Source organism: Neotabrizicola sp. VNH66, from assembly GCF_049445895.1.
GTDB lineage: Bacteria > Pseudomonadota > Alphaproteobacteria > Rhodobacterales > Rhodobacteraceae > Pseudogemmobacter.
This window is the reverse complement of sequence record NZ_JBMSDW010000020.1, coordinates 52,660-77,840: the sequence shown is the minus strand read 5'-3', so window position 1 is coordinate 77,840 and position 25,181 is coordinate 52,660. Positions and strand designations below refer to the sequence as shown.

Below are 25,181 nucleotides of genomic sequence, written 5' to 3'. Positions count from 1 at the left end.
CACAGCCGGGCGTTTCTCTTGCGGGCCTATCCCTTGCAGACCCACGAGATGCTGTTCGACGCCCACTGGCATGCGTTCCGAGTTTTCGGTGGCGTGCCGGAACGCGGGATCTATGACAACATGCGCAAGGGAACCGTTCTTCCGGCTGGCCAGCGGCTTGTCAAAGTCATGCCCGAACAGCAGGTTGATTTCCCGGTCATCCTCTTTGTCCAGGGCGAAAGAAAACGCCCTGGGCATGATCCTTTCCTTCCGCACCTGCCCACGGTCGGAAATGGTCGCAAGGTCGCCATAGACGAAGCGCCCCCCGATCTGGGGGCGCTTGCCTTCACGGCGGAGTTCCAGCCCGCGAACGGGCCATATCGCGCGCTGGTGCATGGCTTAGGCGCGGTCCTGAACCGCAGTCAATTTGAACCAGTGCGTGGCCGCGCGCTGGTAGATCAAATCAAGGTAGGCGAAGGTCGTGATCGCCACCTTGCCCGTCTTGGACTCCGAATAGGGGTCCACGATCAGTTCCACCCCGCCCCAAGTCGGCATGAGGGCGTGGCCTTCCCCGGCGGAGAAATACACCGTGGACGCACCTTTGCCGGTGCCATCCCGCGCGCCACGGGCGGAAACCTGACTGGACCACAGGGGCGAGAACCCGAACGCCTTGAGGCGGTCCAGTTCGGACACCGCCGTGCCGGTCACAAGGCTGTCCGCCGCGGTGGTGCGGCGCGCTCGAGTGGGCACTTCGATACCAAGCAGGACGCCGTCCAGCGTGCGCGTGAAATCAGCCGCAATGCGGATAACGAACTGAAGATCCACAATCGTGACGGACGGATCGCGCAGTCGGATTCCAGTTGCCACCTCTCTGGTTGACCATGAGGACGAGCCAGTAAATCTGGAATGGTCGCCAGAGCAGCGCGCCTACGGGTATTTCAGCCCGGCAGCGGGATGGGTAACCGTCGACAGCGAACGCCTTCAGGTTTTCCGCTTCGATGCCAATGCTTTTCTCGTTCGGCTGACATCTCGCCTTGACCTGCCGCGATTTGCCCGCCCGGCAGAACGCATTCCGGGTCATCTATGGGAGTTGGGCGATGTAAGACTGCCCGGGCGCGGAGGCCGTGTCCCGATCTGGTATGCAAGACGGCTCACGGATCGGGAGATCTGGCAGCAGGTCGTCAACTACCTCGGGGGGCGTCCGCCCGCAGATTTCAGGGTGGTGGTGACCACTTCGGCGACCCGTGATCTCGCAGAGGCGGACCTGTCCCGGCATCAGTTCATCGCGTTGGGGGATCTGGAAACTGGCGGTGCGGCGCTGGTCATCGAGCCAACCTATCTAACCGCCCAGCTGAAGGCCGGCGCGGCGACCCATGCAGGGGATCCCGTGCGCCACGCCGCTGGGTTCCGTCATTTCTGGGTGGGGGAACGGGAGTTCAAGTTTGGTGGCGACAAGAGGCGGCAAATTGTCGAGTACCTCTTCAACGCATGGGACGGTGGCGAGGAGAGCGTCAGCACCGAAGTCATGTTTGCCGATCTTGAATTCGATGCCTCAAGCCGCATGCGGGATATCTTCAAGGGCCACCCCGATTGGCGCGATCTGATCGAGACGACGGGGGGATCCTGTCGGCTTCGCATCAGGGAGCTTCTGGAAGCCGAAAGTCCTAACGCCGGTTGATTGCGTCCTCGGCCAACTGAAGTTGTGCCATGATCCAGTCGAAAGGCGGTGCCTCGCCGAGCATCATGCCCTGCATCGCCGCATAGTCATCCTCAATCGCCGCGCGCAATTCGGCGGCCGGCACGACGCATATCGAACCTGGCGTGGCCTCTTCGAATTTCTTCCATGCCTGCCTGAAAGCGATGAGGTTGTGTTCGCGCACGGCCGCAAGCAGCCCGTCGTCGGCCAAGGCGGCGTGCCCAATCTCCGTGCCGGTGATCATGGCGACGTCATAGTAGTGGCGGGAAATCCTGTCGCTGTCGGCAGGCACACGTCCTTCGTCACGATGACCGCAGAACGCGCCGTGCAAAATCAGAAGTTTCTCTAGGTAGGTGCGCTGCGGGGCGATGACATGGACGTTGTCGACTGCGAATGACCATCCGTCGGTAAGTTCCTCTGCGATATAGGGCTTCACGCTGGCGGTGGCGTTGGGATCGAGCGCAGAGCGCGCGCCCGCTTCGAGTTTCACGCGTGGCAGGACGTAGGAGATTTCGGTGCTTGGATAGAGCGTCGGGTACTCGATCAGCAGAGTTTGCTGATCGCCGTCCTTATCGTCGGGCGCGATGCTGCAACGCGCATCGAGCAGCGGCTTCAGCGCGTCAGCCAGATCACCCCGAATGTAGGAGCTGCAGGCGTTCTTCAGGTCATCGAACAGCGCCTTGCGCTTCTTGTTCGAAATACCCTCGGGGTTCGTCGGGTCGCGCTCGGCCGCGAAGCCGAGACCATCCCGGTAAACGACAAGATCGATGTCCTCCGAGAAGCGGCGGATGAGCCCATAGGCCTTGGATAACGCCGTCCCGCCCTTGAACAGGAGTTGCGGGTGGCCGTCAGGCAAGCGTTTGTAGAGCGCGTCCAGCACGAAGCAGACCCAAAAATCCTTCTCGACATAGCTCGGAAGCGTGTCGAGGCGGTCAGCAGCCGCCTCGAATACGTCCTTCTGGTCACGAGATGAAAGCGCGAGGAACCGCGTATAGCTCTCGCTCATGGTGTGGCGATCTGCGGGTCGACAAGGCTATGCGCGATGGGCGCTGCCCAGCTCGGCAGGCTACCGCTGTTACGAACGAGATCCTTTTTCACGGCATCTGGCAGCTTGCGCTTGAGCGTGGTCGCAACCCGTGTGTCCAACGCGGCTTGCGGTCCGAGCCAGCGCAGCGCCTGCGCGACTGGCGCGGAGGTTTTTCCCGCCCATGCCATCACACTCGGACCTGCATGCCGCAGCCGCACAGTCCGATTGCCGATCTTCACGTCCCGCGTCGCCCCGTCCGTCACATAGCTCGTCTTCGCGGGGACAGCATTGGTCAGGCCCAGCTGGTTCGCTGCGGCGATGCCATCGGGCATAATGCGAACACGGTCGCGCCGCGCGAGGGCTGCAACCGCCTTGTCCATGTCGACCGTTGCAGGCCGCTTCAGGACGCCGCTGGTGCGGGGAAGATCGTAAAGCCCACGGCCGACACGACGCAGATCACCACTCTTTGCCAGGCGCGACAACGCCTGGTCGATAGCCGCACGGCTACCGAGGTCGAGGAAGTCCTTGGGGGTGCAAACCCACTTCCCGCGTCCCTTCGAACGAAGGCGCTTCATGATTCTATCAGAAATACCAGTCATCTGAGCGGTCCTCGTAGGCCTTTCCTTGTCAGAAACATAGAGGATTTTTCTGACGAAATCAATTCCTCCCCGAACGCACCCCTTTCGCCTCCCTAAGCCCTCCCAAGCCCTCCGCCATGTTGAACCCGCAAGAGTTCGCAGAAATCCCAAGGAGGTTCACATGGCGACCAGGCACCTTTCCCAGATCGAGCTGGCGGCTCGCTGGAACATTTCGCACCGCACGCTGGAGCGCTGGCGGTGGACGGGCGAAGGCCCGAAATTCATCAAGCTCGGCGGCCGGGTGATCTACCGGCTCGAGGATGTCGAGGCCTTCGAGGCCGAACAGATCCGCGGCGTGGATCACGAACCCCATCGTCCGATGTCGGCGTGAGGGGGCGGAACATGACGATCTCCAATCACATCACCCTGGCCGATATCCACCGCATGCCGGTGGGCCAGATCGCGGCGCTGCCCGCCGATCAGCTCGCCCTGCTGAAAGGCGCGGTGGAGGAGCAGCTGACACAGGCGAAGTCGGTCGCGGACTGGCTCGACGGCGCCATCTCTTTGAAATACGCCGACCGCGCCCAGAACACCCGCCAGGAGGCGGGCAAGGGCACCGGCACGATCCGTTTCGAGGATGACGGCGTCACCGTGATCGCCGAACTGCCCAAGCGCATCGACTGGGATCAGGCGTTGCTGGCGCAGATCGCCGAAAACATCGCTTCGGCGGGCGAGGATCCGGCGGAGTTCATCGAGACCAAGCTGTCGGTGTCCGAGCGCAAATACATGGCGCTGCCGGAAAGCTGGCGGAAGGGCTTTGAGCCCGCGCGCACGGTCCGCACCGGCAAGCCGAAGTTCCGCCTCGTGCTGAACGAGGAGGTGCGCTGATGGCCATTTCGCTCGCGTCCCTGCGCACGACCTCGGTGCTGACTCCGCCGCGCATCCTGATCCACGGCGTGGCCGGGGTGGGAAAATCCACCTTCGCGGCCGATGCCGACCGGCCCGTCTTCCTCATGACCGAGGATGGTTTGGGCAAGCTGCAGGTCCCGCATTTCCCGCTCGCGACCAGCTATGCGGAAGTGGCCGAGGCGCTGGATGCGCTGCTGAACGAGGACCACGATTTCGGCACGGTGGTCGTCGACAGCGTCGACTGGCTGGAGCCGCTGATCTGGGCCGAGGCTTGCAAGCGCAACGGCTGGGCCTCGATCGAGGCGCCGGGGTTTGGCAAGGGCTATGCCGAGGCGCTGACAATCTGGCGCGAATATCTCGACCGGCTCAACGCGCTGCGCGACCGCAAGGGCATCCGCCCGCGCGGATTAGCGAGGACCCGGCCTGGTTTGAATGCCGGTTCTGCGATCACCATGCGGCCTGCCATGAGGGTTGTGGCGCGGCGGTGACCTGCCGGTCCTGTCTGCATGCGACGCCAGTTGATGGCGGATGGCACTGTGCGAGGCATGACCGGATGGTGACGCCTGCCGAACAACGCTCCGCCTGTGGCCGCCACCTTTTCATCCCCGATCTCATCCCGGGCGGCGGGGGCGGCAAGGTCAAGACCACCGAGTATCTCTACTACGCCAGCTTCGCCGTCGCCTTGTGCGAGGGCCCGATCACCGGCATCGGCCGCATCTGGGCTGACGGCAAGCCGCTGGACTTCTCCGGCGTCACCTGGCGCTGGTATCCGGGCGACGAGGCGCAAGCGGCCGATCCGTTCATCGCGGCCAAGATGGGCGCAGCGAGCACGCCGGCCTATCGCGGCACGGCTTATGTCGTCTTCGAGGAGCTGCCGCTGTCGAGTTACGGCAACCGCCTGCCGCAGCTCTCCTTCGAGGTCTTCCGGCCGCTCGCCGACCTCGACACCGCCGAGGGGCTGACCCGTGCCGTCACGCTGATCCCGGCCTCGGGCGAATTCACCTATGCCACTCAAGCCATCCGCAAATCCTCGAGCGGCGCAACGCAGGCCGAGAACCTGAACGCGCTGCCCGACACCGCCGACATGGTGGTCGCGCTTGATCGGCTCCAGGCCATGGCGCCGGCCGTCGAGAGCGTCAGCCTCGTCGTGGCCTGGTTCGGCGATGACCTGCGCGCGGGAACCTGCAAGCTGCGCCCGGGCGTCGAGGTGTCGGCCAAGTCGACCACGCCCGCCAGCTGGTCGGTCAACGGCGTCAACGTGTTCTTCGACCCGAAATCGTCGGAGAGCTTCACGCCCCATTTCTCGCGGGGCTGGCGCGACGACACCATCCAGCGCACCTATCTCGAGGCGATCTATCTCTTCTGGGGTGAGGCCGCGAACAACCCGCTGTCCTCGGTCTACGGCGGCCGGATGGTCGATGTGCCGGAATGCGCCGCCTGGACCTGGGACGCGCGGCCTTACCCGTTCTTCCCCGAACTCACCGATGTCTGGACCGATGGGCCGAACTGGCGGCTCGGCCACTGGCTGACCGGGCGGCTGGGCGCGGTGTCGCTGGCGGCCCTCGTGCGGCACCTCTGCATGCGTGCGGGGCTGCCCGAGGCGCAGATCGATGTCACCGGGCTTTGGGGCGCGGTCGAAGGCTATGCCATCGGCGCGCTGGAAAGTCCGCGCGCCTCGATCACCACGCTGGCGCGCCACTTCGGCTTTGACGCGGTCGAGACCGAGGGCGTGATCCGCTTCGTCATGCTCGGCCGGGCGGCGGTGGCGAGCGTCGAACCGGACGATCTGGTCGCCGCGCGCGATGGCGACGTGTTGGAACTGACGCGCGGCCAGGAGACGGAGTTGCCCCAGGCCTTGAAATGGCAGGTCGCCCGCGCGGACGAGGATTACGAGGCAGCACAGGTCGAGGCCCGGCGCATCACGGTGGACACGACCAGGATCGCCTCCGAGTCCTTCCCCATGGCCGTACCGCCCGAGGAGGCCGAGCGGCGCTGTCGCCGTGCGCTGATGGAGGCCTGGACCGGCCGCGAGAGCGCAGTCTTCCGCTTGCCGCCGTCACGGCTCGCGCTCGACCCGGCTGATGTGGTGATGCTCGCCCATGACGGCCGGTCCATCCCGCTGAGACTCATCTCGATTGCCGATGCCGACGCGCGCGGCATTGAGGCCGTGCGCCAGGATCGGGAGGCCTACGATCTACCACCGGGCGCGCCACGACCATCGGCGCTATCGCACGCGGTCGTCTTCGGCGCGCCCGACGCCGTCCTCCTCGACCTACCGCAGCTGACAGAGGACCAGCCCGCGCATCGGCCCTTCGCGGCGGCGCATGCCGTGCCATGGCCCGGCGAGATCGCGGTCTACCGTAGTCCCTCGACGGATGGCTTCGACCTGCTGACGTCCTTCGGCAGCCGCGCCCGGATCGGGGCGCTGGTCTCGGATTTCTATGGGGGCCCCACCTCGCGCTTCGACCTCGGCAATGCACTGGTTGTCGATCTGCTGACCGGCTCGCTGGAAAGCGTCACCGACCTGACCCTCTTCGGCGGCGCCAACGCCATCGCAATCGAGAGCGCGCCCGGCACCTGGGAGATCGTGAAGGCGGGTGCGGCCGAACTGATCGCCCCCGGCCGGTATCGCTTGACCCGACTCCTGCGCGGCCAGCGCGGCACGGAGGGCGCCATGGGCAATCCTGCGCCTTCTGGTGCGCGGGTCGTGGTGCTGGACTCCGCGCTCGCATCGCTGCCCATGGCCGAGGCCGATCTCGGAATCCCGTGGAACTGGCGCATCGGCCCGGCCGGCCGCCCGGTCAGCGACGAGACCTATGTGGCGCAGACCTTCGCGCCCGAGGGTGTCGGGCTGCGGCCGTTCTCCGTCGCCCATGTCGAACAGCCATGGCGAAAACCGCGCACGCCCGGCGATCTGACGATCCGCTGGACGCGCCGGTCCCGCGCGCTCGCGGCCGACAGCTGGGGCGGGCTCGAGGTGCCGCTGGCCGAGGAACTGGAAGCCTACGAGGTGGAGATCCTCGACGGCGCGACCGTGAAGCGGGTGCTGAGCGCGGCCACCACCAGCGCGATCTACACCGCCGCCGCCCAGATCACCGACTGGGGCGCGCTGCTCGGTCCCGGCGACACGCTCGACATTCGCATATACCAGCTCTCCGCCCTTGTGGGACGGGGCGCGCCCAAGTCCGTCACGCTGATCTTTTGAAGGCCATCCCATGTCCGACGCCACGACGCATCTGCTGCTGCCCTACATTCTGGCGGCGCAGGCCCAGAAGCATGTCACTCATAACGAGGCGCTGCGGATTCTCGACGGGCTGGTCCAGCTCTCCGTTCTCGACCGGGACCTGACCGCGCCGCCGGGAAGCCCCGCCGATGGCGACCGCTACATCGTCGCTTCGGGCGCCGCCGGCGACTGGGCGGGGTGGGACCTGAACATCGCCCTCTGGACAGATGGCGCCTGGCTGCGCCTTCCACCCCGCACCGGCTGGCGGACATGGGTCGAAGACGAGGCCGTGCTGCTCGTCTGGACCGGGGCCACCTGGGAGGTGGTGGGTGAGCCGAGCGATATCTCGGACGCCGTCTTCAGCCTCGTCAACGACGCCGATCCCACCAAGAAGGCGGTCTTCTCGCTCTCCGGTATCAGCACCGGCACGATCTGCACCGCAAGCCGGGCCTGACGTCGGCAAAGCGTGGAGAAATCCGGAACCGGCCAGTCCAACCCCGCCATCTCGATCAGGCTGGCGACCAGCCCCACCGTTTGCCGCAGAGGCAGGCCGAACAACACCTTCAGCGTCAGACAGGTCTGGATCGCACTCTCCGAGAACGTCTCTGGATGACCACGCTTGCCGGTCTTCACGGCATGCCAGGCCATCGTCGGGTCGAACCAGATGGAGAGAGACCCGCGGCGGCGCAGGGCCGCATTGTAGGCGGGCCAGTTCGTCGTGCGGTAGCGGGCAGAGGAAGGCTTCGGCATGGACCGAATCTAACGCTCAGGATTCACGACGTGAATCCGCATCACCGATAAGTGCAACAACGTCTCATAACAACCATAACAGTTCGTTGAAAATAAAGGGAAATTTTCTGTTACGCTTTGAATGTCGCCGCATAACGGATCGTAACAACGAATGGCACAGTTGCAAGGTTGCTTTTGCATTGCGGCGTCGGGTCTCCCTGCGCCTCGGATGCAACCCCCGGCCCGATGCAAAGCCCTCGGCCTCTGCGGCCCCCATGTGGATACTGTGGGACTGGGCGTTACCCGATGCGCGCGGGTTATGCCTCGTCGTCGTTGGCATGGCGAGGGGTGCGGTGCTGATGTGCGCCTCAATGCGGCGCTGGCGCGCGCGTTCGCGCGTGGGGGCCGTGCGCTGTGTGTCGTGCATCGTCGTCGCGCTGTGACGCGGATTTGCGCGCGTGTCGTGTGTCGTAGCGTGTCGTGCATCATGCGCACGTCAACGCGCCCACAATCCAAGTATCACGTCATGTCTGATTCTGGCGGTCGGCTGTCTGCTCCTACTGTCTCTGGCATCGAATCCGATTGGTTCGACCTTTGGCGGTGCGAGGCGGTCGGTGGTCGTGTATGATCGGGGCAGACCGATGCGACCCGAAGCACCCCCCCTATGTAGGTGGGGGTGGGGGACAGGTCCTCCCCGGATAGTCGACTTACATATGCGGCGGTTTTTCGTTCGGGTTTTCTGGCGGTTCAGGATTTTCGCAGACAGAACAGAGCCTTACGGGGTGTCTGATCGGGCCGTGCCGCCACGCTGCAACGCTTCGCTGCCCACCTGTGGGCGCTCCTGAATGTCTGCTATATGTCTGACTGATCTCGAAATGATACGGGGTGGCGTTTCCGCCACCCCTGTAACTCTTTGAAATCTTTTGGGATTTCTGGCTCCGGCGGTAGGGATCGAACCTACGACCAATTGATTAACAGTCAACTGCTCTACCGCTGAGCTACGCCGGAACACGGGGGCCGTATAGCAAGGGGTTTTGGGGGCGGCAAGGGCAAAAGAGCGGGGGCGGGACAAGTTTGTTGATCGTCCCGCCCGTCCCATCATGCGTGGCGGAATACGGGGGAGGGGCCGGGCCAACCTGTTGCCACTACTTGGTTTTTCGAGATCAGGTCGATGAGGTGGGCCAGCGCGTTCCGTGTGGCTGCGCGAAGGAGGGGGCCGGAAAGATCCGGGTAGACGCGGGTGGCGACTTCGGCCAGCGGGGCCGGGCCTGCATCGAGCGCGGCAAGCACCTGGGCCTCGCGACCGCGACGGTGCGCGATCAGCTCGGCGATGCGCCGAGCGGGGTCTGCGATCACGGGGCCATGGGCAGGCAGAAGGTGGCTCCAGCCGCCGGCGGAGACCTGGGCGAGGCTGTCGAGATAGGCCGCCATCTCGCCATCGGGGGGCGAGACGAGGCTGGGGGCCCAGGCCATCACCAGATCGCCGCAGAAGAGATAATCGCCCCAGCCAAAGGCCAGATGCTCGGCCATATGGCCGGGGGTGGCCACAACCTGCAGGCGCAGATTGCCCAAGGCCAGTATCTCCCCGCCGGTGAGCAGCCGGTCCGGCCGGTAGTTCCGGTCCAGCCCCTCGCCCCCGGTGGCGGGCAGCGCCTCTGCCAGGGCGCGCATGGCGGCCGACCGACCGGAGCCGGCAGGCCCCGCGCCGGAGACGGGGGCGCCGGTCATCGCGGCCAGCGCGGGGACGGCGGCGGAATGGTCCAGATGGGCATGGGTGACCAGAATCGCGCCGATGCGCTCTCCGGGCGCCAGTGCGGCCAGAATCGCCTGCAGATGTGCGGGATCGTCCGGCCCCGGGTCGATGACGGCCACTTCGCCCTCGCCCAGAATCCATGTTGTTGTTCCGGGGCCGGTCATGGGCGAAGGATTGGGCGCCAGAACGCTGCGCAGGGCCCGCGGAGGGGCTGCATCCCGCTTTCCTTCTGCCACGGCGGTCATTAGCCTTGTCCCATGCTGCGTCTGAAACCCCTCTTGCCGCGCGGCCTGTTCGGCCGGGCTGCGCTGATCCTGATCGTGCCCATCGTCACGATCCAGCTGGTCGTGTCCACCGCTTTCATCCAGCGGCATTTCGAAGGCGTGACCCGGCAGATGACACAGGGCGTGGCGATCGACCTGTCCTATGTCCTGTCGGAATTCGAATCCGGCGGCTCGGCGGCCGAAGGGTTGGCGCGGGCACAGGCGGTGGCGGCTCCGCTGCAGATCGTGCTGAGCTTTCCGGCTGGAAATCTGGCGCCGACCGAGGACCGGCGGGCGTTCTACGATCTGTCGGGCCGGGCGATCATCGAAACACTTCATGCCGAGATTCCGGCCGTCCGGGCGGTGGATGTGACCGACGAGGAACGGATCGTGCGTCTGCGGCTGGAGACGAAATTCGGCGACATGCAGGCCGAGCTGACCCGGCGGCGGATGTCGGCGACGAATCCGCATCAGCTTCTGGTGCTGATGATCTTCACCTCGGTTCTGATGACGCTGATCGCCTATGTCTTTCTGCGCAACCAGCTGCGTCCCATCGCGCGGCTGGCCCGCGCGGCCGAGGCCTTCGGCCGGGGCGAGCGGCTGCCCTATCGCCCGCGCGGCGCGCTGGAGGTGCGGGCGGCGGGGCGGGCCTTTCTGGAGATGCGATCAAGGATCGAGCGGCAGATCGAACAGCGCACGCTGATGCTGTCGGGGGTCAGCCATGATCTGCGCACGCCGCTGACCCGGCTGAAGCTGGCACTGTCCTTCCTGCCCGAGGATGAGGAGACGCGTGCCATGCAGGCGGATGTGGCACAGATGCAGCGGCTGGTCGATGAATTTCTGGCCTTCGTGCGCGGGGATGCGACCGAAGGCGAGGAGGAGACCGATCTTGGCGCGGTGCTGGCCGAACTGGTGCGGCGTGAGGGCGAGGCGGTGACCTTGCGCCCGCCGGAGGGAACTGTCCGCCCGGTCAGCCTGCGGCCGCAGGCGGTGCTGCGCGCGGTGGAGAATCTGGCGGGAAATGCCCTGCGCCACGGCACACGGGTCGAAATCGGGGTGATTTACCGCGACGCATCAGTCTCGATCACGGTCGAGGATGACGGGCCGGGCATTCCGGATGATCGCCGGGAGGAGGCGCTGCGGCCTTTCACCCGGTTGGGCGGCGCGCGGGACCCCAACCGGGGCGGCGGCGTGGGGCTTGGCCTGTCCATCGCCGCGGATATCGCGCTCAGCCACGGCGGCACGCTGCGGCTGGGGGACAGTTCCCGGCTGGGCGGGTTGCGGGCCGAGCTGGTGCTGGCCCGCTGACCGGCGGTTACCTCGGCTTGGCGAGGTTCAGGATCCACGCCGGCTTGCCGCCGGGGGCATAGCCCAATCCGGCCTCGGTCACATCGGGATTCAGCATGTTCGCGCGGTGGTAGGGCGAGCCGGTCCAGAAGGCGACCATCCGGTCGGAAGAAGAACCGAAGCCCAAGCCGGTGTTTTCCGCCGCGGTGCGCAGCCGGTAGCCGCCATTGCGCATCCGGTCGGCCAGTGTGCTGCCATCGGCGCTGACATGCGAGATGGAGGCGCGGGCGGCATTGTCGCAGGCATGGGCCTGCGCGATGATGGCCAGCCGGGACGAGGCGCGGACGGCGGGCAGACCTTCGGCTTTGCGCAGGGCATTGACGCCCGCCAGTACCTCTTTCTGCATCACATCTGCTTCCGGCGGGCGGGTGCAGCCTGGGGGCAGCCGGGCAGGGCCCGCAGCGAGGGCGGGGGATTTCGCGGTCTTGGTGGTGGCCACCTCGATCGGAATGATGATGCAGCCGGCCAGCATGGCCAGAAGCGCAAGGGCAGACAGCCGGCGGATCGTCGGATGCGGCATGCGGATCCTTTGGGTCGGAGAAATGGGCCTGTAGCCATCCAGAGAACCGGATCGGTTGCACGGGCACAACCTGAAATCGCAAAGAATGGCACGGATCTGCCGACCCCCCGATTTCACCCCGTGCCCTTGCAGCCCCCGAAGCGCGCCACTAAGACTCTGGCAATACTCAGCCGATAACCCTTGCAGCATCTTACAGAGGCAGGACCGATGCGCGATCCGATCGACACCTACATGAACACGCTGGTCCCCATGGTCGTTGAGCAGACGAGCCGGGGCGAGCGGGCCTATGACATCTATTCCCGCCTTCTGAAAGAGCGGATCATTTTCCTTGCGGGCCCGGTGCACGACGGCATGTCGTCGCTGATCTGCGCGCAGCTCCTGTTCCTTGAGGCGGAAAATCCGTCCAAGGAAATCAGCATGTATATCAACAGCCCGGGCGGCGTGGTGACCTCGGGCCTGTCGATCTACGACACGATGCAATACATCAAGCCCAAGGTGTCCACGCTGGTGATCGGGCAGGCGGCCTCGATGGGGTCGCTTCTGCTGCAGGCCGGTCATCCGGGCATGCGCTTCAGCCTGCCGAACAGCCGCGTGATGGTGCACCAGCCCTCGGGCGGCTATCAGGGCCAGGCGACCGACATCATGATTCACGCGCGCGAAACCGAAAAGCTGAAGCGCCGCCTGAACGAGATCTACGTCAAGCACACCGGCAATTCCTATGAAGTGGTCGAGGCCGCGCTGGAGCGGGACAACTTCATGTCCGCCGAAGATGCCAAGGCCTGGGGCCTGATCGACGAGATTCTGGCCGACCGCGGCAAGGCCGACGAAGCGGCCAAGTGATCGTCCGCCCCCGCGCGGTCCGGCCGGGCGGGGGCGTTTTTGCGTTGTGGAGGGTCCGGGACTGTCCTAGACTTTTCATGAAACAGTCGCATCCCCGGATGCGTCGGACGGCGAAGGGTTACGGATGGCTACGAATTCGGGCGACAGCAAGAATACGCTCTACTGCTCGTTCTGTGGAAAGAGCCAGCATGAGGTGCGCAAGCTGATCGCGGGGCCGACGGTCTTCATCTGCGATGAATGCGTCGAGCTGTGCATGGACATCATCCGCGAGGAGACCAAGACCTCGGGGCTGAAATCCGGCGACGGCGTGCCGACCCCGCGGGAAATCTGCAAGGTGCTGGATGATTATGTCATCGGGCAGGACCATGCCAAGCGCGTGCTCTCGGTGGCCGTGCACAACCATTACAAGCGGCTGAACCACTCCTCCAAGCAGGACATCGAACTGTCGAAGTCGAACATCCTGCTGATCGGGCCGACCGGGACCGGCAAGACGCTGCTGGCGCAGACGCTGGCGCGGATTCTGGACGTGCCGTTCACCATGGCCGATGCGACGACGCTGACCGAAGCCGGTTACGTGGGCGAGGATGTGGAAAACATCATCCTGAAGCTGCTTCAGGCGTCGGAATACAACGTCGAACGCGCGCAGCGCGGCATCGTCTATATCGACGAGGTCGACAAGATCACGCGGAAGTCCGACAACCCCTCGATCACCCGCGACGTCAGCGGGGAGGGCGTGCAGCAGGCGCTTCTGAAGATCATGGAAGGCACCGTGGCCAGCGTTCCGCCACAGGGCGGGCGCAAGCATCCGCAGCAGGAATTCCTGCAGGTGGATACGACGAACATCCTGTTCATCTGCGGCGGCGCCTTTGCCGGTCTGGAAAAGATCATCGCGCAGCGCGGCAAGGGCTCGGGCATCGGTTTCGGCGCCTCGGTCAAGGGGCCGGACGAACGTGGCGTGGGTGAGCTGTTCAAAGAGCTGGAGCCCGAGGATCTGCTGAAATTCGGCCTGATCCCGGAATTCGTCGGCCGTCTGCCGGTCATCGCCACTTTGGCCGATCTGGATGAGGCCGCGCTGGTCACCATCCTGACCGAGCCGAAGAATGCGCTGGTGAAGCAGTATCAGCGGCTCTTCGATATCGAAGGCATCAAGCTGACTTTCACGGGTGAGGCACTGACCGCGATCGCCAAACGCGCGATCAAGCGCAAGACCGGCGCCCGCGGGCTTCGGTCGATCATGGAAGATATCCTGCTGGAAAGCATGTTCGAACTGCCGGGCATGGGCGGCGTCTCCGAAGTCGTGGTGAACGACGAGGCGGTGAACAGCGGGGCCAAGCCGCTGATCGTCCATACCGAAGGCAAGAAGAAGGAACCGGCCGCCGCAGGCTGAGGCCGCGGGAGCAGGACGAAACAGAAGGGGCGCCTTGCCGGGCGCCCCTTTCCTTTTGGTCAGCTTAATCGCCAGCCCGGCGGACATGCGGGGCCTATCCGGCGGCCCTGCACCGGGGCTGAAGATCCTCTGGGCCGAAGCCGCGCAGCGACCGGCTGGCCCGTTCTCCCATGGCGCGCAGATCGGACCGGCGCAGGATCGGCCGTGCGGGTGCGGGGCAGAGCGCCCGTTCCCCGGTAATCAGCCGCGGCAGATCAGGGAACAGGGCGGCCACCTCCTCCCGGGCGGCACCATCCAGCGTGGCCGCCATGCGGGGGCCGAGATAAAGCGATTCCACCGCAAGCCCCTCGGCAAAGATCACCTCATGCCGGTCAAACAGCAGATGGTGCCAGATCAGGGCCCGGGTCCGGCCGGGCGGGCCGATTCCGGGCCTTTCGGGCAGGAGACAGGCCGCGAGCAAACCCTGTGGTCCCGCCGCATCCGCCGCGACCAGAAGCCGGTGCTGGCGCGAGACCCAGAGCCCCCGCCGCGGCAGATCTGGGCCAAGCGCCCCGCGCGCGATCCGCACCGGCCCCATGGCGGGGTGCAGCGCCTGTTCCGCCAGACCGACGGCCCGCCGCCCGATCCAGCGCAACGGCTGTGCACCGTGATCCGCGGTCAGCACCAGGTCCCCGGGCCGCAGCCGTTCCACCGGAACCTGCCCGCCCGGCGTCAGGATCAGCGAACCGTCGGCCAGGCAGATCACCGTGGGATTGGGCAGGGTGAAGGCCGCGCCGGTGCTGAGCTTGAACCCGATGAGGACGCCGGACAGGACCGGCGGGCCCGAGGGGAAGTGGATGTAGATCTGGGCGCCGATCTTGAAGGCGACCGCCGGTTTCGGCAGGACCGGAGCGCCGAGAACGATGGCCGTGGCCGACCAGCCGCTGCCCAGATAGGTCAGGGGCTGCGCGGTGCCGCCGTTGATCGCGGCGGTCGTGCTGCCGCTGTCGCCCAGATCCAGCACGCCATCGTCATCGGTCAGCGTGGCATGCAGCCGGCCGCTGGAAAAGTTCACCACACTCGCATTGATCAGGCTGCCCAGCGACAGGCTGGCGACCGAGCCGTTATAGGCATAGACGTGATCCAGTGTTGAACTGACCGGCATGGGGCTGCTCCGACGTGACCTCCGGACAGTCTGGGCGGCCGCGGTTGCCAAAAGCTTAAATGCCGCAATTCCCTTCGAATGCGACACAGTTCCGCCCGCAGTCCGGCCCTCTGGCCCAAGGGCGCTGGACCTTGCGCGAAAGCTGGTCCATATCAGGGGCCAAGGATCGGCCCGGAGGGATCATGAAGAAGTTCCTGCTCAGCTTTCTGACCTGGTGGAACAGCGAGACGCTGAACACCCGCTTCTTCACCTGGCGCAATGGCGTGAAGGTGGGCGAGGATACACAGGGCAACGTCTTCTACCGCTCCAAGGACGGCAAGCGCCGCTGGGTCATCTTCAACGGCGAGATGGAGGCCACCCGCGTGTCGCCCGACTGGCACGGCTGGCTGCACCACACCTATGACCAGCCGCCGACCGAGGCACCGCTGAAGCATAAGCCCTGGGAAAAGCCGCATCTAGAGAATCTCTCGGGCAGCGACCTGGCCTATGCGCCCCCCGGATCCATCCGCCGCGGCGCCCCGGCCGAGCGCCGGGATTATGAGGCATGGCAGCCGGAATGAGCCATTCGGCCGCCGAAGTTCTGACCGGGGCCGCGGTTCTTGCCGTGGCGGCCGGATTTGCGATCTACGCCGCACAGGGCGCCGGGTACGGTCCTTCGGCGGGCAGCTATCCGCTGACCGCGTCGTTCCGGTCTGTGCAGGGCATCTCTGCCGGGTCCGATGTGCGGCTGGCGGGGGTCAAGGTCGGCACGATCACCAGCCTGACGCTGAACCCGCAAACCTTCTTTGCCGATGCAAGCATCGCCATGCAGGAGGGCATCCTGCTGCCCACCGACAGCGCGATCCTGATCTCGCAGGACGGACTTCTGGGCGGCGCCTATGTGGAAATCCTGCCCGGCGGCATGCCCGACAATCTGGCCCCAGGCGATGAGATCGAGGATACGCAGGGTGCGGTCAGTCTGATCTCGCTTCTGATGAAATTCGTCGGCGGCTCGGGCGATGATACGGCCAAGCCGGAGAGCGGCGGGTGAAGGCACTGGCAGTCATCGCCACGCTGATGGCCGGTCCGGCGGCGGCGCAGGGCTTTGCCGATGCGCAGGGCGGTGTCATCCGCTGGCTGGACAAGCTGACGGGAGAGACCGGCGATCTGGAGTTGCAGCGCGGCCAGTCCGCCACCAACGGGCGGCTGACCATCCAGCTGGACGCCTGCCGCTACCCCGAGGACAACCCCGCGGCCGAGGCCGAGGCGCATCTGACCATCCTCGATTCCGACCGCAGCGCGCCGGTGTTCACCGGCTGGATGCTGGCCTCCAGCCCCGCGCTCTCGGCGATGGAACATCCGCGCTATGATGTCTGGGTGCTGCGCTGCGTGGTGCCGGGCTATACCCCGCCCGAGGTGGACCCCGACGCCGACATTCCCGCCACCGAAGAGGGCACGGGCGAGTAACCCGGCGGGTTGAACTGCGCCTGCCGTGGCAGCGCGGCGGAGAGCCTGCGGTGATATTCGGCCCGCGTAATTTCGACCGCGCCAAGGCTTTTCAGATGCGGCGTCAGGAATTGCGTGTCGAACAGAGTGAAGCCCCCCGCGCGCAGCCGGTGGATCAGAAAGGCCAGCGCCAGCTTTGACGCATCCGTCCGGCGCGAGAACATCGATTCGCCGAAGAAGGCCGCGCCCAGCACCACGCCATAGACGCCGCCGATCAGTTCCTCGCCCTCCCAGACCTCAAGGCTGCGGGCATGGCCGCCGGCATGCAGCGCCTCGTAAAGCGATAGGATTTCGGCGTTGATCCATGTCTCGGCCCGGTCGGCGCAGCCCAGAACCACCTCGCGGAAGGCGCGGTCGGTGGTCACCTGCCAGTCGGCCCGGCGGATACGCCGCGCCAGACTGCGCGAGATGTGGAAGCCGTCCAGCGGGAACACCCCGCGGCGGCGCGGATCGACCCAGTGGATTTCCGGGTCGTCCCGGCTTTCGGCCATGGGGAAAATCCCCATGGCATAGGCCTTCAGCAGAAGGTCGGGCGTCAGCGCCGCCATGGCATCAGGCGAACTGCGCCGCCAGCCACTTCTCCAGCCAGTGGATGTTGTATTCGCCGTTCTGGATGTCCGGCTCGTTCAGCAGGGCGTCGAACAGCGGGATCGTGCTGTCCACCCCGTCCACCACCAGTTCCGACAGCGCACGGTTCAGGCGCGCCAAAGCCTCGGGCCGGTCGCGGCCGTGGACGATCAGCTTGCCGATCAGGCTGTCGTAATAGGGCGGGATCGAATAGCCGGAATAAAGCGCCGAATCCATCCGCACGCCCAGACCGCCGGGGGCGTGGAACGTCTTGACCTTGCCGGGGCAGGGCGAGAAGTTCGGCAGCTTTTCCGCGTTGATCCGCACCTCGATGGCATGGCCATTGATCTCCAGATCGCTTTGCCCAAAGGACATGGGCAGGCCTGCGGCCACGCGGATCTGTTCACGCACAAGGTCGACGCCGAAGATGAACTCCGTCACCGGATGTTCCACCTGAAGCCGGGTGTTCATCTCGATGAAGTAGAACTTGCCGTCTTCATACAGGAATTCGATCGTGCCCGCGCCGATGTATTGCAGCTTGCGCATGGCTCCGGCGCAGACTTCGCCGATCTCGGCCCGCATGGCGGGGGTGATGACGGGGCCGGGCGCTTCCTCGAACACCTTCTGGTGGCGGCGCTGAAGCGAGCAGTCGCGTTCGCCCAGATGCACGGCATTGCCGCGGCCGTCGCCAAAGACCTGAATCTCGATATGGCGCGGCTTTTGCAGGTATTTCTCGATATAGACTTCGTCATTGCCGAAGGCGGCCTTGGCCTCGCTCCGCGCGGTGCGGAAGGCGATTTCCAGTTCTGCCTCGGACTTCGCGACCTTCATCCCGCGCCCGCCGCCGCCGGCGGTGGCCTTGATGATGACCGGATAGCCGATGGTCTTGGCCACGGCTTTGGCCGCATCCACATCCGGCACCCCGCCGTCCGAGCCGGGGACGCAGGGAATGCCCAGCGACTTGGCCGTCTCTTTCGCGGTGATCTTGTCGCCCATGATGCGGATATGTTCCGCCTTGGGGCCGATGAAGGTGATGCCGTGGTCTTCCAGCGCCTGCGCAAAGCCCGCGTTTTCCGACAGGAAGCCATAGCCGGGGTGGACGGCCTGCGCGCCGGTGATCTCGCAGGCGGAGATCACCGCCGAAATCTTCAGATAGCTTTCGGACGAGGGCGCCGGGCCGATGCAGACGCTTTCGTCGGCAAGGCGGACATGCATCGCATCGGCATCGGCGGTGGAATGCACCGCGACCGATTTGATCCCCATTTCCCGGGCGGCGCGGATCACCCGCAGCGCGATTTCACCGCGGTTGGCGATCAGGATTTTCTCGAACATGAGGCGGCCCTCACTCGATGATCATGAGGGGGGCGCCGTATTCGACGGGGGTGCCGTTCTCGACCAGAATCCGCTTCACCGTGCCGGCCTTGGGCGCGGGGATGTGGTTCATGGTCTTCATCGCCTCGATGATCAGCACGGTCTGCCCGGCCGAAACCTGCGTGCCCACGGTCACGAAGGGCGTGGCGCCCGGTTCCGGGGCCAGATAGGTGGTCCCCACCATGGGCGAGGTCACGGCGCCCGGATGCTGGCTGGGGTCTTCGGGTTGCGCTGCGGCCGGAGCGGCGGCGGCAGGGGCTGCTGCGGGGGCCGCAGCGACCGGCGCGGCATAGGCGGGCGCCGGAGCGGCCAGCGTCACCACATTGGCCTGTTTGACGACGCGCACTTCCAGGCTGTCGTCTTCGCCATATTCACGCTTCACCGCGATTTCGGTCAGTTCGTTCTTGTTCAGAAGCTCTGCAAGCGCCGAAATGAAGGCCACGTCCGCGTCGGGGGAATGTTTGCTCATGCCGTCCTCTGATGGCTTGGTCTGCCTGTTTCTGTTGGGCCCCAGATAGGGGCATGCGGCCCGCAGACAAGGTCCGGGGCGCGGCTGACTGCTTATAGGGCAGAGGGACGGGCGAGGAAAGCGCCCATTCCCATGGATGAAAGCCTGCCATTGCCCCGGAAAACACCAGGCGCATAAATTTTCCATTTGGTAAAAAATCAGGGCTGTGAGACGCTCTTTTCAAAGAACAATGCGCCACAGGGAGGCCAAGACCCATGTCCAACAGCCCGCTGACGCCCGGCATCGTTCCGGCCCGTCTGCCAGCCGCCGATTATGCCCGCAACTTCGGCGATCACGCGCCGCCCCTTGACCGGCACGAGGCGCTGGTGGCGGCGGACCGCTGCTACTTCTGCCATGATGCGCCCTGCGTCACGGCCTGTCCCACGTCGATCGACATTCCGCTCTTCATCCGCCAGATCGCCACCGGCACGCCCGAGGCGGCAGCGAAAACGATCTGGAGCCAGAACATCCTGGGCGGTATCTGCGCCCGCGTCTGCCCGACCGAGACGCTGTGCGAAGAGAAATGCGTCCGCGAAGTGGCCGAGGGCAAGCCGGTGGAGATCGGCCGGCTGCAACGCTACGCCACCGACACCGCCATGCCGAAAGGCCATCCCTTCCGCCGGGCCGCGCCCACGGGCCGGCGGGTCGCGGTGGTGGGGGCGGGGCCTGCGGGCCTGTCCTGCGCGCATCGCCTTGCCATGAAAGGACATGAGGTCGTGGTCTTCGAGAAGAAGGCCAAGGCAGGCGGGCTGAACGAATATGGCATCGCCAGCTACAAGGCGACCGGCGGTTTCGCGCAGGCCGAGGTGGACTGGCTGCTCCAGATCGGCGGGATCGAGGTTCGGACCGGCATGGAACTGGGCCGTGACCTCACGTTGGAAGGCTTGCGTGCAGAATATGACGCGGTGTTTCTGGGCATCGGGCTGCAGGGCGTCAACAGCCTGCGGGCCGAGGGCGAAGACAAGGCGGGCGTCCTGAACGCGGTGGATTTCATCGCCGAACTCCGCCAGTCGGGCGATCTGTCCGGCCTGCCGGTGGGCCGCGATGTGGTGGTGATCGGCGGGGGGATGACCGCGGTCGATGCCGCGGTGCAGTCCAAACTTCTGGGCGCGGAAAATGTCACCATCGTCTACCGCCGCGGGCGCGAGAAGATGTCGGCCAGCGGTTATGAGCAGGAACACGCCCTCGCCGCGGGGGTGCGGATCATCCACAACGCCGCGCCTTTGCGCATTCTGGGCAATGGTCGGGCCGATGCGGTGGAATTCGCCTATACCGAAGAAACCCCGACGGGGCTGGTGCTGAAGGATGAGACCTTCACCCTGAAGGCCGATCAGGTGTTCAAGGCCATCGGGCAGGTGCTGACCGGTCTGCCCGCGGACCTGAACGCGGCGGGGGGCAAGATCGTGGGCGCCCCCGCCAAGGTCTGGGCCGGCGGTGACTGTGCGGCAGGGGGCGAGGATCTGACCGTCACCGCCGTGGCCGAAGGCCGCGATGCGGCCGAGGCGATCCACCGCCATCTGACGGCCGCGTGATGACGGCGGTTTTCCCTTGCCGGGCTCTCTCTCCGCAGCCTAAACGGGGCGGGGCAGGGAATGCGCATGGACAGCTGGATCGACACCGTCATCGCCTTTATCGAGCGGAATCAGGTCTGGGCGCCGTGGATCATGCTGGTCTTCGCCGCGGCCGAGACGACGGCCTTTCTCTCGATCCTCGTGCCCTCGACCGCGATCATGGTCGCCGTGGGCGCGCTGGCGGCCACCGGCGCGCTGGAGTTCTGGAAGCTCTGGCTCGGCGCTTCGGTCGGGGCGATGATCGGGTCCTTCGGCTCCTACTGGCTGGGCTGGCGCTATGGCGGCACCATCCTGACCATGAAACCGCTGAACCAGCATCCCGAATGGGTGGAAAAGGCCCGCGCGGCCTTTACCAAATGGGGGCCGGCCACCGTCTTCGGCGGCCATTTCGTCACCTTCCTGCGGCCCGTCGTCTTTCTGATGGCGGGGATGAGCGGGATGACACTGGCCCGCTTTGCCTTCTGGAACGTGCTGGGCTGTCTGGCCTGGGCCTGGGCCGTGCCCAAGTTCGGCGAGGTGGGCGGCTATCTGATCGGCTGGATCTGGGGCCTCGTCTCCGGGTCCTGATCCTCTGCGCTCCGGGCGCGGAATCTGAATTCCCAAGACACCAGACGCCCGGACGGGCGCATCTCCAGGGAGAATTCCATGGCTGACCTTTCGTCGAATTTCATCGGAATCAAATCGCCCAATCCGTTCTGGCTGGCCTCGGCCCCGCCGACGGACAAGCAATACAATGTCGAACGCGCCTATGAGGCCGGCTGGGGCGGCGTGGTGTGGAAGACTTTGGGCAGCGAAGGGCCGCCCATCGTCAATGTCTCCGGCCCGCGTTACGGCGCGGTCTGGGGCGCCGACCGCCGCCTGCTGGGGCTGAACAACATCGAACTGATCACCGACCGCCCGCTGGAGGTGAACCTGCGCGAGATCAAGGAGGTCAAGCGCAAATGGCGCGACCGCGCGCTGGTCATCAGCCTGATGGTGCCCTGCGAGGAGGACTACTGGAAGGACATCCTCAAGGCCATCGAAGACACCGAGGCCGACGGGGTGGAGCTGAACTTCGGCTGTCCGCATGGCATGGCCGAACGTGGCATGGGCAGCGCCGTGGGGCAGGTGCCCGAATACATCGAGATGGTCACCCGCTGGGTGAAGAAATACAGCCGCATGCCCTGCATCGTGAAGCTGACGCCCAACGTCACCTCGATCCTGCCGCCGGCCATGGCCGCCAACCGCGGCGGGGCCGATGCGGTCAGCCTGATCAACACGATCAAGTCGATCACCAACGTGGATCTGGACCATTTCTCGCCCTTTCCGATGATCGACGGGCAGGGCAGCCATGGCGGCTATTGCGGCCCGGCGGTCAAGCCGATCGCGCTGAACATGACCGGAGAGATTGCCCGCCATCCCGACACCCGTGGCCTGCCGATCTCGGGCATCGGCGGGGTGACCACATGGCGCGACGCGGCCGAGTTCATGGCCATGGGCGCGGGCAATGTGCAGGTCTGCACCGCGGCCATGACCTATGGGTTCAAGATCGTGCAGGAGATGATCTCCGGCCTGTCGGAATATCTGGACGAAAAGGGCATGGCGCTGAGCGATCTGGTGGGCCGCGCGGTGCCGAACTTCGTGGAATGGCAGCACCTGAACCTGAACTATGTGACCAAGGCCCATATCAATCAGGACGACTGCATCAAATGCGGGCGCTGCTATGCCGCCTGTGAGGATACCAGCCATCAGGCCATCGCCATGTCGCCGGACCGCACCTTCACCGTGAAGGACGAGGAATGCGTGGCCTGCAACCTGTGTGTGAACGTCTGCCCGGTGCAGGACTGCATCACCATGGTGCCGATGCAGAAGGGCGCGCTGGACCCGCGGACGGGCCGCAGGGTGGGTGATTTCGCCGACTGGACGACCCATCCGAACAACCCGATGGCCAGCGCTGCCGAGTAACGCCTGCGGGGCCGTCCGTGCGGCGGCCCTGTCGTCCTCAGGGCGCGGGATTGGCCAGCGGGTTCAGCCCCACGGCCTTGACCGCGGCGACATAGGCGCGCTGCGCCTCTTCCAGACGGGCGCGGCTGTGCTCGGTCAGGTCGCCGGTTTCCGTGAAGCCGGTGGCCACATGTTCGCCGCCGCTGGCCGGTGCCACCGGCCGTGCGGTTTCGGGCGGTGCGGCAGGAAATGTGCGGCTGCTGCCCTGCGCGTCAGACCCCGAAGCCGGGCCATGGGCCAGCGAATGCGCGGCCCCCGTCACGGGCGTGACTGGCCGCAGGGATGAGATCGGTCCCATCTGTTCCCCCAATGCGTAAACGCCCCCGCAGAACAGGATACCGCGGGCAGACCCCGCTGCCCAACCGCGAAATAGACGGTATTTGAGCGGCTCAGCCCACGCCCGGTTCCAGCAGGCGGCGGAACAGGGTTTCCAGAAACCGTCCGGCTTCGGCAAAGGGATCATGGCCGGGGCCAAGGACGGCGCGCACCTGAACGTCGAAATCAGCGTAATGCTGGGTGAGCGACCAGACCGAGAAGATCAGATGGACCGGATCGCTTTTCGCGATCCGGCCTTCGTCCATCCAGCGCGACAGCACCGCGGCCTTGTCCATCACCAGCGCGCGCAGATCGCCTTCGATCGCCTCCATGATCCGGGGCGCGCCCTGCAGGATCTCGTTCGCGAAAAGCCGGCTTTCACGCGGATAGTCGCGGGCAAGGTCCAGCTTGCGCCGCACATAGGCCAGCACCTCGGCCACGGGATCCCCCTCGGCGCGAAGCGCGCGCAGAGGGTCCAGCCAGTTGGCCAGCAGCCCGGTCAGAAGGGTATTGTAGATCGTCTCTTTCGAGGGGAAGTAATAGAGCAGGTTCGGCTTCGACAGGCCTGCCGCCTCGGCGATCTGGTCCAGCGTGGCGCCGCGGAACCCTTGGGTGGAAAACACCTGTAGCGCCGCTTCCAGAATCGTCTCGCGGTTGCGGGTCTGGATGCGGCTGCGGCGGGGCTTTGGCGGGACGGGAGCGGCGGGCATGATCCTGCTGTAACCGTGACGGGGCGCCGCGGTCAAACCCCTGCCTGCGGATCAGGGCCATCCAGCCGCGTCTTCAGGCTGCGCAGCCCTTCGACGGCCATCCGGTGATCCTCCACCTGCGGCAGGCCCGAGACGGTGACGCAGGCCACCACGCCGGTGCCCGCCACCCGTACCGGCACGGCACCGCCATGGTCGGCATGGGTTGCCAGCGACAGCCCGTGATCGGCCAGAGTGCCGCCCTTGGCCCGGTGCTCAACCCCGACCAGCAGCGAAGGCTTTTGGAACAACAGCGCGGTCGCCGCCTTGCGTGCGACCCAGAGGTCGTTCAGCGGCGTGGCGCCGGGCAGGGCGACATGGAACAGCACCCGGTCCGCGGTGCGGATGTCGATGACGACGGGGGCGCCCGCCGCCCGGGCGGTTTCGACCAGCCCGAACCCCAGGGTCAGCGCCGCCCATTCGTCGAACCGCGGCAGCACAAGCGTTTCATATTCCGCGGCAAGGTCTTCGGCTTCCATGGTCTCTCCTTATGCCCGGTCACGGCTGTCCCGAAGGCCGATGCCCTGCAGGATGATGCGTTTGACCGTCTCGGTCGCGGCCTTCCACTGCCGGTCGGTCAGCGGCTTGCCCTGGTTCAGCGTTTCGATCTGATGGCCGAAATCGGCGTAATGCTGGGTCGTGGCCCAAAGCATATACAGCAGGTGCCGCGGGTCGATGGCGTCGATCTGGCCTTCGTCGATCCAGCGCTGGATGGCACGGACGCGGCCTTCGGTCCAGTCGCGCAAGGTGGTTTCCAGATAGTCCTGAATGACCGGCGCGCCATGCATCACCTCGCTGGCCCAGACTTTGGAGCCGAAGGGGTGGCGGCGGGAAATCTCCATCTTCGCCTCGATATAGCCGCCGATGGCCGCGGCGGCATCGGTCGCGCTGTCGAAACAGGCGGCGGCATCCAGCCAGATGGTGAAGATATTCTCCACCACCTTGCGATACAGCTCCTCCTTCGAGGTGAAGTAGTAATGCAGGTTCGCCTTGGGTAGCCCCGCCATATCGGCGATCAGCTGCATGGTCGCGCCGCCGAATCCGGCCTCGGCGAATACTTTTTCGGCAGCGTCCAGAATAACCCGCTCATTCTCGCGCCGGATATCGGTGCGGCGGCCGGTCTTTCTGCGCGAAAATTGGGCGGTTTCGTCCATCTGCCCCGCGGGAAATTCGTTGACCGGATGGTCAGGTTGTGGTCGCGTATGTCTTGACCATACGGTCAGGAAAAGATTCGCCGCAA

At 65.6% G+C, this 25,181-nt stretch carries 27 protein-coding genes, 1 tRNA gene and 3 pseudogenes; 16 read left to right on the top strand and 15 right to left on the bottom strand.

Annotated features, from left to right (window positions below; all coding sequences use genetic code 11):
• Positions 1-183 precede the first annotated feature (183 nt).
• Positions 184-237 (bottom strand): annotated as a pseudogene (locus ACO2Q5_RS20720) (hypothetical protein); the annotation flags it as partial.
• A gap of 132 nt (positions 238-369) precedes the next feature.
• Between ACO2Q5_RS20720 and ACO2Q5_RS20715 the strand changes: the two are divergent.
• Entirely contained in the window at positions 370-858 is a 489-nt protein-coding gene (locus ACO2Q5_RS20715; protein WP_423294593.1) for a DUF2188 domain-containing protein, read from the top strand.
• Positions 809-1,657: a hypothetical protein gene (locus ACO2Q5_RS20710; protein WP_423294587.1), complete on the top strand. Its 849-nt coding sequence runs from the start codon at positions 809-811 to the stop codon at positions 1,655-1,657. The genes ACO2Q5_RS20715 and ACO2Q5_RS20710 overlap by 50 nt, the downstream gene beginning before the upstream one ends.
• Here the strand turns inward: ACO2Q5_RS20710 and ACO2Q5_RS20705 are convergent.
• Together ACO2Q5_RS20705 and ACO2Q5_RS20700 are read right to left on the bottom strand one after the other, a co-directional pair.
• On the bottom strand, positions 1,644-2,681 hold the full coding sequence (locus ACO2Q5_RS20705; RefSeq protein ID WP_423294585.1) for a nucleotidyl transferase AbiEii/AbiGii toxin family protein: 1,038 nt from the start codon (positions 2,679-2,681) through the stop codon (positions 1,644-1,646). The genes ACO2Q5_RS20710 and ACO2Q5_RS20705 overlap by 14 nt on opposite strands.
• Positions 2,678-3,301, bottom strand: coding sequence for a DUF6088 family protein (locus ACO2Q5_RS20700; protein WP_423294583.1), 624 nt, complete (start codon positions 3,299-3,301; stop codon positions 2,678-2,680). The genes ACO2Q5_RS20705 and ACO2Q5_RS20700 overlap by 4 nt, the downstream gene beginning before the upstream one ends.
• Positions 3,302-3,461: 160 nt before the next feature.
• Between ACO2Q5_RS20700 and ACO2Q5_RS20695 the strand changes: the two genes are divergently transcribed.
• From ACO2Q5_RS20695 to ACO2Q5_RS20675, 5 genes and pseudogenes are all read left to right on the top strand, one after another.
• A complete protein-coding gene (locus ACO2Q5_RS20695) occupies positions 3,462-3,671 on the top strand; it encodes a helix-turn-helix transcriptional regulator (RefSeq protein ID WP_043869387.1) in 210 nt (69 codons plus the stop codon).
• An 11-nt stretch (positions 3,672-3,682) separates the two neighbouring features.
• A complete protein-coding gene (locus tag ACO2Q5_RS20690; protein ID WP_423294581.1) occupies positions 3,683-4,168 on the top strand; it encodes a hypothetical protein in 486 nt (161 codons plus the stop codon).
• A complete protein-coding gene (locus ACO2Q5_RS20685) occupies positions 4,168-4,677 on the top strand; it encodes an ATP-binding protein (protein ID WP_423294579.1) in 510 nt (169 codons plus the stop codon). The genes ACO2Q5_RS20690 and ACO2Q5_RS20685 overlap by 1 nt, the downstream gene beginning before the upstream one ends.
• A gap of 269 nt (positions 4,678-4,946) precedes the next feature.
• Positions 4,947-7,394 (top strand): annotated as a pseudogene (locus ACO2Q5_RS20680) (phage tail protein); the annotation flags it as partial.
• Positions 7,395-7,404: 10 nt separating this feature from the next.
• The gene (locus ACO2Q5_RS20675) at positions 7,405-7,866 is read left to right on the top strand and encodes a DUF2793 domain-containing protein (protein WP_423294577.1); all 462 of its coding nucleotides are present in this window, start codon (positions 7,405-7,407) and stop codon (positions 7,864-7,866) included.
• On the opposite strand, the pseudogene ACO2Q5_RS20670 reads toward ACO2Q5_RS20675, so the two are convergent.
• From ACO2Q5_RS20670 to ACO2Q5_RS20660, 3 genes and pseudogenes are all read right to left on the bottom strand, one after another.
• Positions 7,842-8,162 (bottom strand): annotated as a pseudogene (locus ACO2Q5_RS20670) (transposase); the annotation flags it as partial. The gene ACO2Q5_RS20675 and the pseudogene ACO2Q5_RS20670 sit on opposite strands and share 25 nt — an antisense overlap.
• Before the next feature lie 912 nt (positions 8,163-9,074).
• A tRNA-Asn gene (locus tag ACO2Q5_RS20665) sits at positions 9,075-9,149 on the bottom strand.
• Positions 9,150-9,239: 90 nt separating this feature from the next.
• The gene (locus tag ACO2Q5_RS20660; RefSeq protein ID WP_423294575.1) at positions 9,240-10,139 is read right to left on the bottom strand and encodes an MBL fold metallo-hydrolase; all 900 of its coding nucleotides are present in this window, start codon (positions 10,137-10,139) and stop codon (positions 9,240-9,242) included.
• A 12-nt stretch (positions 10,140-10,151) separates the two neighbouring features.
• On the opposite strand from ACO2Q5_RS20660, the gene ACO2Q5_RS20655 reads away from it, so the two are divergent.
• Positions 10,152-11,465 carry an ATP-binding protein gene (locus ACO2Q5_RS20655; protein ID WP_423294573.1) on the top strand — a complete coding sequence of 438 codons (1,314 nt, stop codon included), beginning with the start codon at positions 10,152-10,154 and terminating at the stop codon, positions 11,463-11,465.
• 7 nt (positions 11,466-11,472) lie between these two features.
• Here the strand turns inward: ACO2Q5_RS20655 and ACO2Q5_RS20650 are convergent, their stop codons facing one another.
• Positions 11,473-12,024, bottom strand: coding sequence for a CAP domain-containing protein (locus ACO2Q5_RS20650; protein WP_423294571.1), 552 nt, complete (start codon positions 12,022-12,024; stop codon positions 11,473-11,475).
• Positions 12,025-12,231: 207 nt separating this feature from the next.
• Between ACO2Q5_RS20650 and ACO2Q5_RS20645 the strand changes: the two genes are divergently transcribed.
• Together ACO2Q5_RS20645 and clpX are read left to right on the top strand one after the other, a co-directional pair.
• Positions 12,232-12,864: an ATP-dependent Clp protease proteolytic subunit gene (locus ACO2Q5_RS20645; protein ID WP_423294570.1), complete on the top strand. Its 633-nt coding sequence runs from the start codon at positions 12,232-12,234 to the stop codon at positions 12,862-12,864.
• Positions 12,865-12,988: 124 nt separating this feature from the next.
• Positions 12,989-14,251, top strand: coding sequence for an ATP-dependent Clp protease ATP-binding subunit ClpX (gene clpX, locus ACO2Q5_RS20640; RefSeq protein WP_423294568.1), 1,263 nt, complete (start codon positions 12,989-12,991; stop codon positions 14,249-14,251).
• 94 nt (positions 14,252-14,345) lie between these two features.
• Here clpX and ACO2Q5_RS20635 read toward each other — a convergent pair whose 3' ends face one another.
• Positions 14,346-15,395: a Hint domain-containing protein gene (locus ACO2Q5_RS20635; RefSeq protein ID WP_423294566.1), complete on the bottom strand. Its 1,050-nt coding sequence runs from the start codon at positions 15,393-15,395 to the stop codon at positions 14,346-14,348.
• Between the two features lie 182 nt (positions 15,396-15,577).
• Between ACO2Q5_RS20635 and ACO2Q5_RS20630 the strand changes: the two genes are divergently transcribed.
• From ACO2Q5_RS20630 to ACO2Q5_RS20620, 3 genes are read left to right on the top strand one after another with little or no spacing between them, the layout of a single operon-like run.
• Positions 15,578-15,955 (top strand): NADH:ubiquinone oxidoreductase subunit NDUFA12, encoded by a 378-nt coding sequence (locus tag ACO2Q5_RS20630; RefSeq protein WP_423294564.1) that lies wholly within the window; start codon positions 15,578-15,580, stop codon positions 15,953-15,955.
• Positions 15,952-16,425, top strand: a complete 474-nt coding sequence (gene mlaD, locus ACO2Q5_RS20625) for an outer membrane lipid asymmetry maintenance protein MlaD (RefSeq protein WP_423294591.1) — start codon at positions 15,952-15,954, stop codon at positions 16,423-16,425. Before ACO2Q5_RS20630 ends, mlaD begins: the two co-directional genes overlap by 4 nt.
• Positions 16,422-16,841 (top strand): DUF2155 domain-containing protein, encoded by a 420-nt coding sequence (locus ACO2Q5_RS20620; protein WP_423294562.1) that lies wholly within the window; start codon positions 16,422-16,424, stop codon positions 16,839-16,841. The genes mlaD and ACO2Q5_RS20620 overlap by 4 nt, the downstream gene beginning before the upstream one ends.
• On the opposite strand, the gene aat is transcribed toward ACO2Q5_RS20620, so the two are convergent.
• The 3 genes from aat to accB are packed head-to-tail and all read right to left on the bottom strand — an operon-like array spanning position 16,775 to position 19,287.
• The gene (gene aat / locus ACO2Q5_RS20615) at positions 16,775-17,428 is read right to left on the bottom strand and encodes a leucyl/phenylalanyl-tRNA--protein transferase (RefSeq protein ID WP_423294560.1); all 654 of its coding nucleotides are present in this window, start codon (positions 17,426-17,428) and stop codon (positions 16,775-16,777) included. The genes ACO2Q5_RS20620 and aat overlap by 67 nt on opposite strands.
• 4 nt (positions 17,429-17,432) lie before the next feature.
• Complete coding sequence (gene accC / locus ACO2Q5_RS20610; RefSeq protein ID WP_423294558.1) at positions 17,433-18,779, bottom strand: acetyl-CoA carboxylase biotin carboxylase subunit; 1,347 nt, start codon at positions 18,777-18,779, stop codon at positions 17,433-17,435.
• 10 nt (positions 18,780-18,789) lie between these two features.
• Entirely contained in the window at positions 18,790-19,287 is a 498-nt protein-coding gene (accB, locus tag ACO2Q5_RS20605; protein WP_423294556.1) for an acetyl-CoA carboxylase biotin carboxyl carrier protein, read from the bottom strand.
• A gap of 254 nt (positions 19,288-19,541) precedes the next feature.
• Here accB and ACO2Q5_RS20600 point away from each other — a divergent pair, with 254 nt between their 5' ends.
• The 3 genes from ACO2Q5_RS20600 (at position 19,542) to preA (ending at position 22,841) form a co-directional block, all read left to right on the top strand.
• Positions 19,542-20,858 (top strand): NAD(P)-dependent oxidoreductase, encoded by a 1,317-nt coding sequence (locus tag ACO2Q5_RS20600; protein ID WP_423294554.1) that lies wholly within the window; start codon positions 19,542-19,544, stop codon positions 20,856-20,858.
• Positions 20,859-20,924: 66 nt separating this feature from the next.
• Positions 20,925-21,464, top strand: a complete 540-nt coding sequence (locus tag ACO2Q5_RS20595) for a DedA family protein (RefSeq protein ID WP_423294552.1) — start codon at positions 20,925-20,927, stop codon at positions 21,462-21,464.
• 78 nt (positions 21,465-21,542) lie between these two features.
• The gene (gene preA / locus ACO2Q5_RS20590) at positions 21,543-22,841 is read left to right on the top strand and encodes an NAD-dependent dihydropyrimidine dehydrogenase subunit PreA (protein ID WP_423294550.1); all 1,299 of its coding nucleotides are present in this window, start codon (positions 21,543-21,545) and stop codon (positions 22,839-22,841) included.
• A gap of 37 nt (positions 22,842-22,878) precedes the next feature.
• Here the strand turns inward: preA and ACO2Q5_RS20585 are convergent, their stop codons facing one another.
• From ACO2Q5_RS20585 to ACO2Q5_RS20570, 4 genes are all read right to left on the bottom strand, one after another.
• Positions 22,879-23,178: a hypothetical protein gene (locus tag ACO2Q5_RS20585; protein WP_423294548.1), complete on the bottom strand. Its 300-nt coding sequence runs from the start codon at positions 23,176-23,178 to the stop codon at positions 22,879-22,881.
• A 91-nt stretch (positions 23,179-23,269) separates the two neighbouring features.
• Positions 23,270-23,905 (bottom strand): TetR family transcriptional regulator C-terminal domain-containing protein, encoded by a 636-nt coding sequence (locus tag ACO2Q5_RS20580; protein WP_423294546.1) that lies wholly within the window; start codon positions 23,903-23,905, stop codon positions 23,270-23,272.
• 32 nt (positions 23,906-23,937) lie between these two features.
• A complete protein-coding gene (locus tag ACO2Q5_RS20575; protein WP_423294544.1) occupies positions 23,938-24,420 on the bottom strand; it encodes a heme-degrading domain-containing protein in 483 nt (160 codons plus the stop codon).
• Between the two features lie 9 nt (positions 24,421-24,429).
• Positions 24,430-25,095 (bottom strand): TetR/AcrR family transcriptional regulator, encoded by a 666-nt coding sequence (locus ACO2Q5_RS20570; RefSeq protein WP_423294542.1) that lies wholly within the window; start codon positions 25,093-25,095, stop codon positions 24,430-24,432.
• Positions 25,096-25,181 lie beyond the last annotated feature (86 nt).

Coding starts and splice junctions, on each gene's coding strand:
- preA (WP_423294550.1), top strand. CDS start 21,543: ATGGCTGACCTTTCGTCGAATTTCATCGGAATCAAATCGCCCAATCCG.
- ACO2Q5_RS20655 (WP_423294573.1), top strand. CDS start 10,152: ATGCTGCGTCTGAAACCCCTCTTGCCGCGCGGCCTGTTCGGCCGGGCT.
- ACO2Q5_RS20570 (WP_423294542.1), bottom strand. CDS start 25,095: ATGGACGAAACCGCCCAATTTTCGCGCAGAAAGACCGGCCGCCGCACC.
- ACO2Q5_RS20660 (WP_423294575.1), bottom strand. CDS start 10,139: ATGACCGCCGTGGCAGAAGGAAAGCGGGATGCAGCCCCTCCGCGGGCC.
- ACO2Q5_RS20630 (WP_423294564.1), top strand. CDS start 15,578: ATGAAGAAGTTCCTGCTCAGCTTTCTGACCTGGTGGAACAGCGAGACG.
- ACO2Q5_RS20575 (WP_423294544.1), bottom strand. CDS start 24,420: ATGGAAGCCGAAGACCTTGCCGCGGAATATGAAACGCTTGTGCTGCCG.
- ACO2Q5_RS20635 (WP_423294566.1), bottom strand. CDS start 15,395: ATGCCGGTCAGTTCAACACTGGATCACGTCTATGCCTATAACGGCTCG.
- ACO2Q5_RS20650 (WP_423294571.1), bottom strand. CDS start 12,024: ATGCCGCATCCGACGATCCGCCGGCTGTCTGCCCTTGCGCTTCTGGCC.
- ACO2Q5_RS20675 (WP_423294577.1), top strand. CDS start 7,405: ATGTCCGACGCCACGACGCATCTGCTGCTGCCCTACATTCTGGCGGCG.
- ACO2Q5_RS20700 (WP_423294583.1), bottom strand. CDS start 3,301: ATGACTGGTATTTCTGATAGAATCATGAAGCGCCTTCGTTCGAAGGGA.
- ACO2Q5_RS20595 (WP_423294552.1), top strand. CDS start 20,925: ATGGACAGCTGGATCGACACCGTCATCGCCTTTATCGAGCGGAATCAG.
- accC (WP_423294558.1), bottom strand. CDS start 18,779: ATGTTCGAGAAAATCCTGATCGCCAACCGCGGTGAAATCGCGCTGCGG.
- ACO2Q5_RS20685 (WP_423294579.1), top strand. CDS start 4,168: ATGGCCATTTCGCTCGCGTCCCTGCGCACGACCTCGGTGCTGACTCCG.
- ACO2Q5_RS20690 (WP_423294581.1), top strand. CDS start 3,683: ATGACGATCTCCAATCACATCACCCTGGCCGATATCCACCGCATGCCG.
- ACO2Q5_RS20600 (WP_423294554.1), top strand. CDS start 19,542: ATGTCCAACAGCCCGCTGACGCCCGGCATCGTTCCGGCCCGTCTGCCA.
- ACO2Q5_RS20585 (WP_423294548.1), bottom strand. CDS start 23,178: ATGGGACCGATCTCATCCCTGCGGCCAGTCACGCCCGTGACGGGGGCC.
- ACO2Q5_RS20645 (WP_423294570.1), top strand. CDS start 12,232: ATGCGCGATCCGATCGACACCTACATGAACACGCTGGTCCCCATGGTC.
- ACO2Q5_RS20705 (WP_423294585.1), bottom strand. CDS start 2,681: ATGAGCGAGAGCTATACGCGGTTCCTCGCGCTTTCATCTCGTGACCAG.
- ACO2Q5_RS20580 (WP_423294546.1), bottom strand. CDS start 23,905: ATGCCCGCCGCTCCCGTCCCGCCAAAGCCCCGCCGCAGCCGCATCCAG.
- clpX (WP_423294568.1), top strand. CDS start 12,989: ATGGCTACGAATTCGGGCGACAGCAAGAATACGCTCTACTGCTCGTTC.
- mlaD (WP_423294591.1), top strand. CDS start 15,952: ATGAGCCATTCGGCCGCCGAAGTTCTGACCGGGGCCGCGGTTCTTGCC.
- accB (WP_423294556.1), bottom strand. CDS start 19,287: ATGAGCAAACATTCCCCCGACGCGGACGTGGCCTTCATTTCGGCGCTT.
- aat (WP_423294560.1), bottom strand. CDS start 17,428: ATGGCGGCGCTGACGCCCGACCTTCTGCTGAAGGCCTATGCCATGGGG.
- ACO2Q5_RS20695 (WP_043869387.1), top strand. CDS start 3,462: ATGGCGACCAGGCACCTTTCCCAGATCGAGCTGGCGGCTCGCTGGAAC.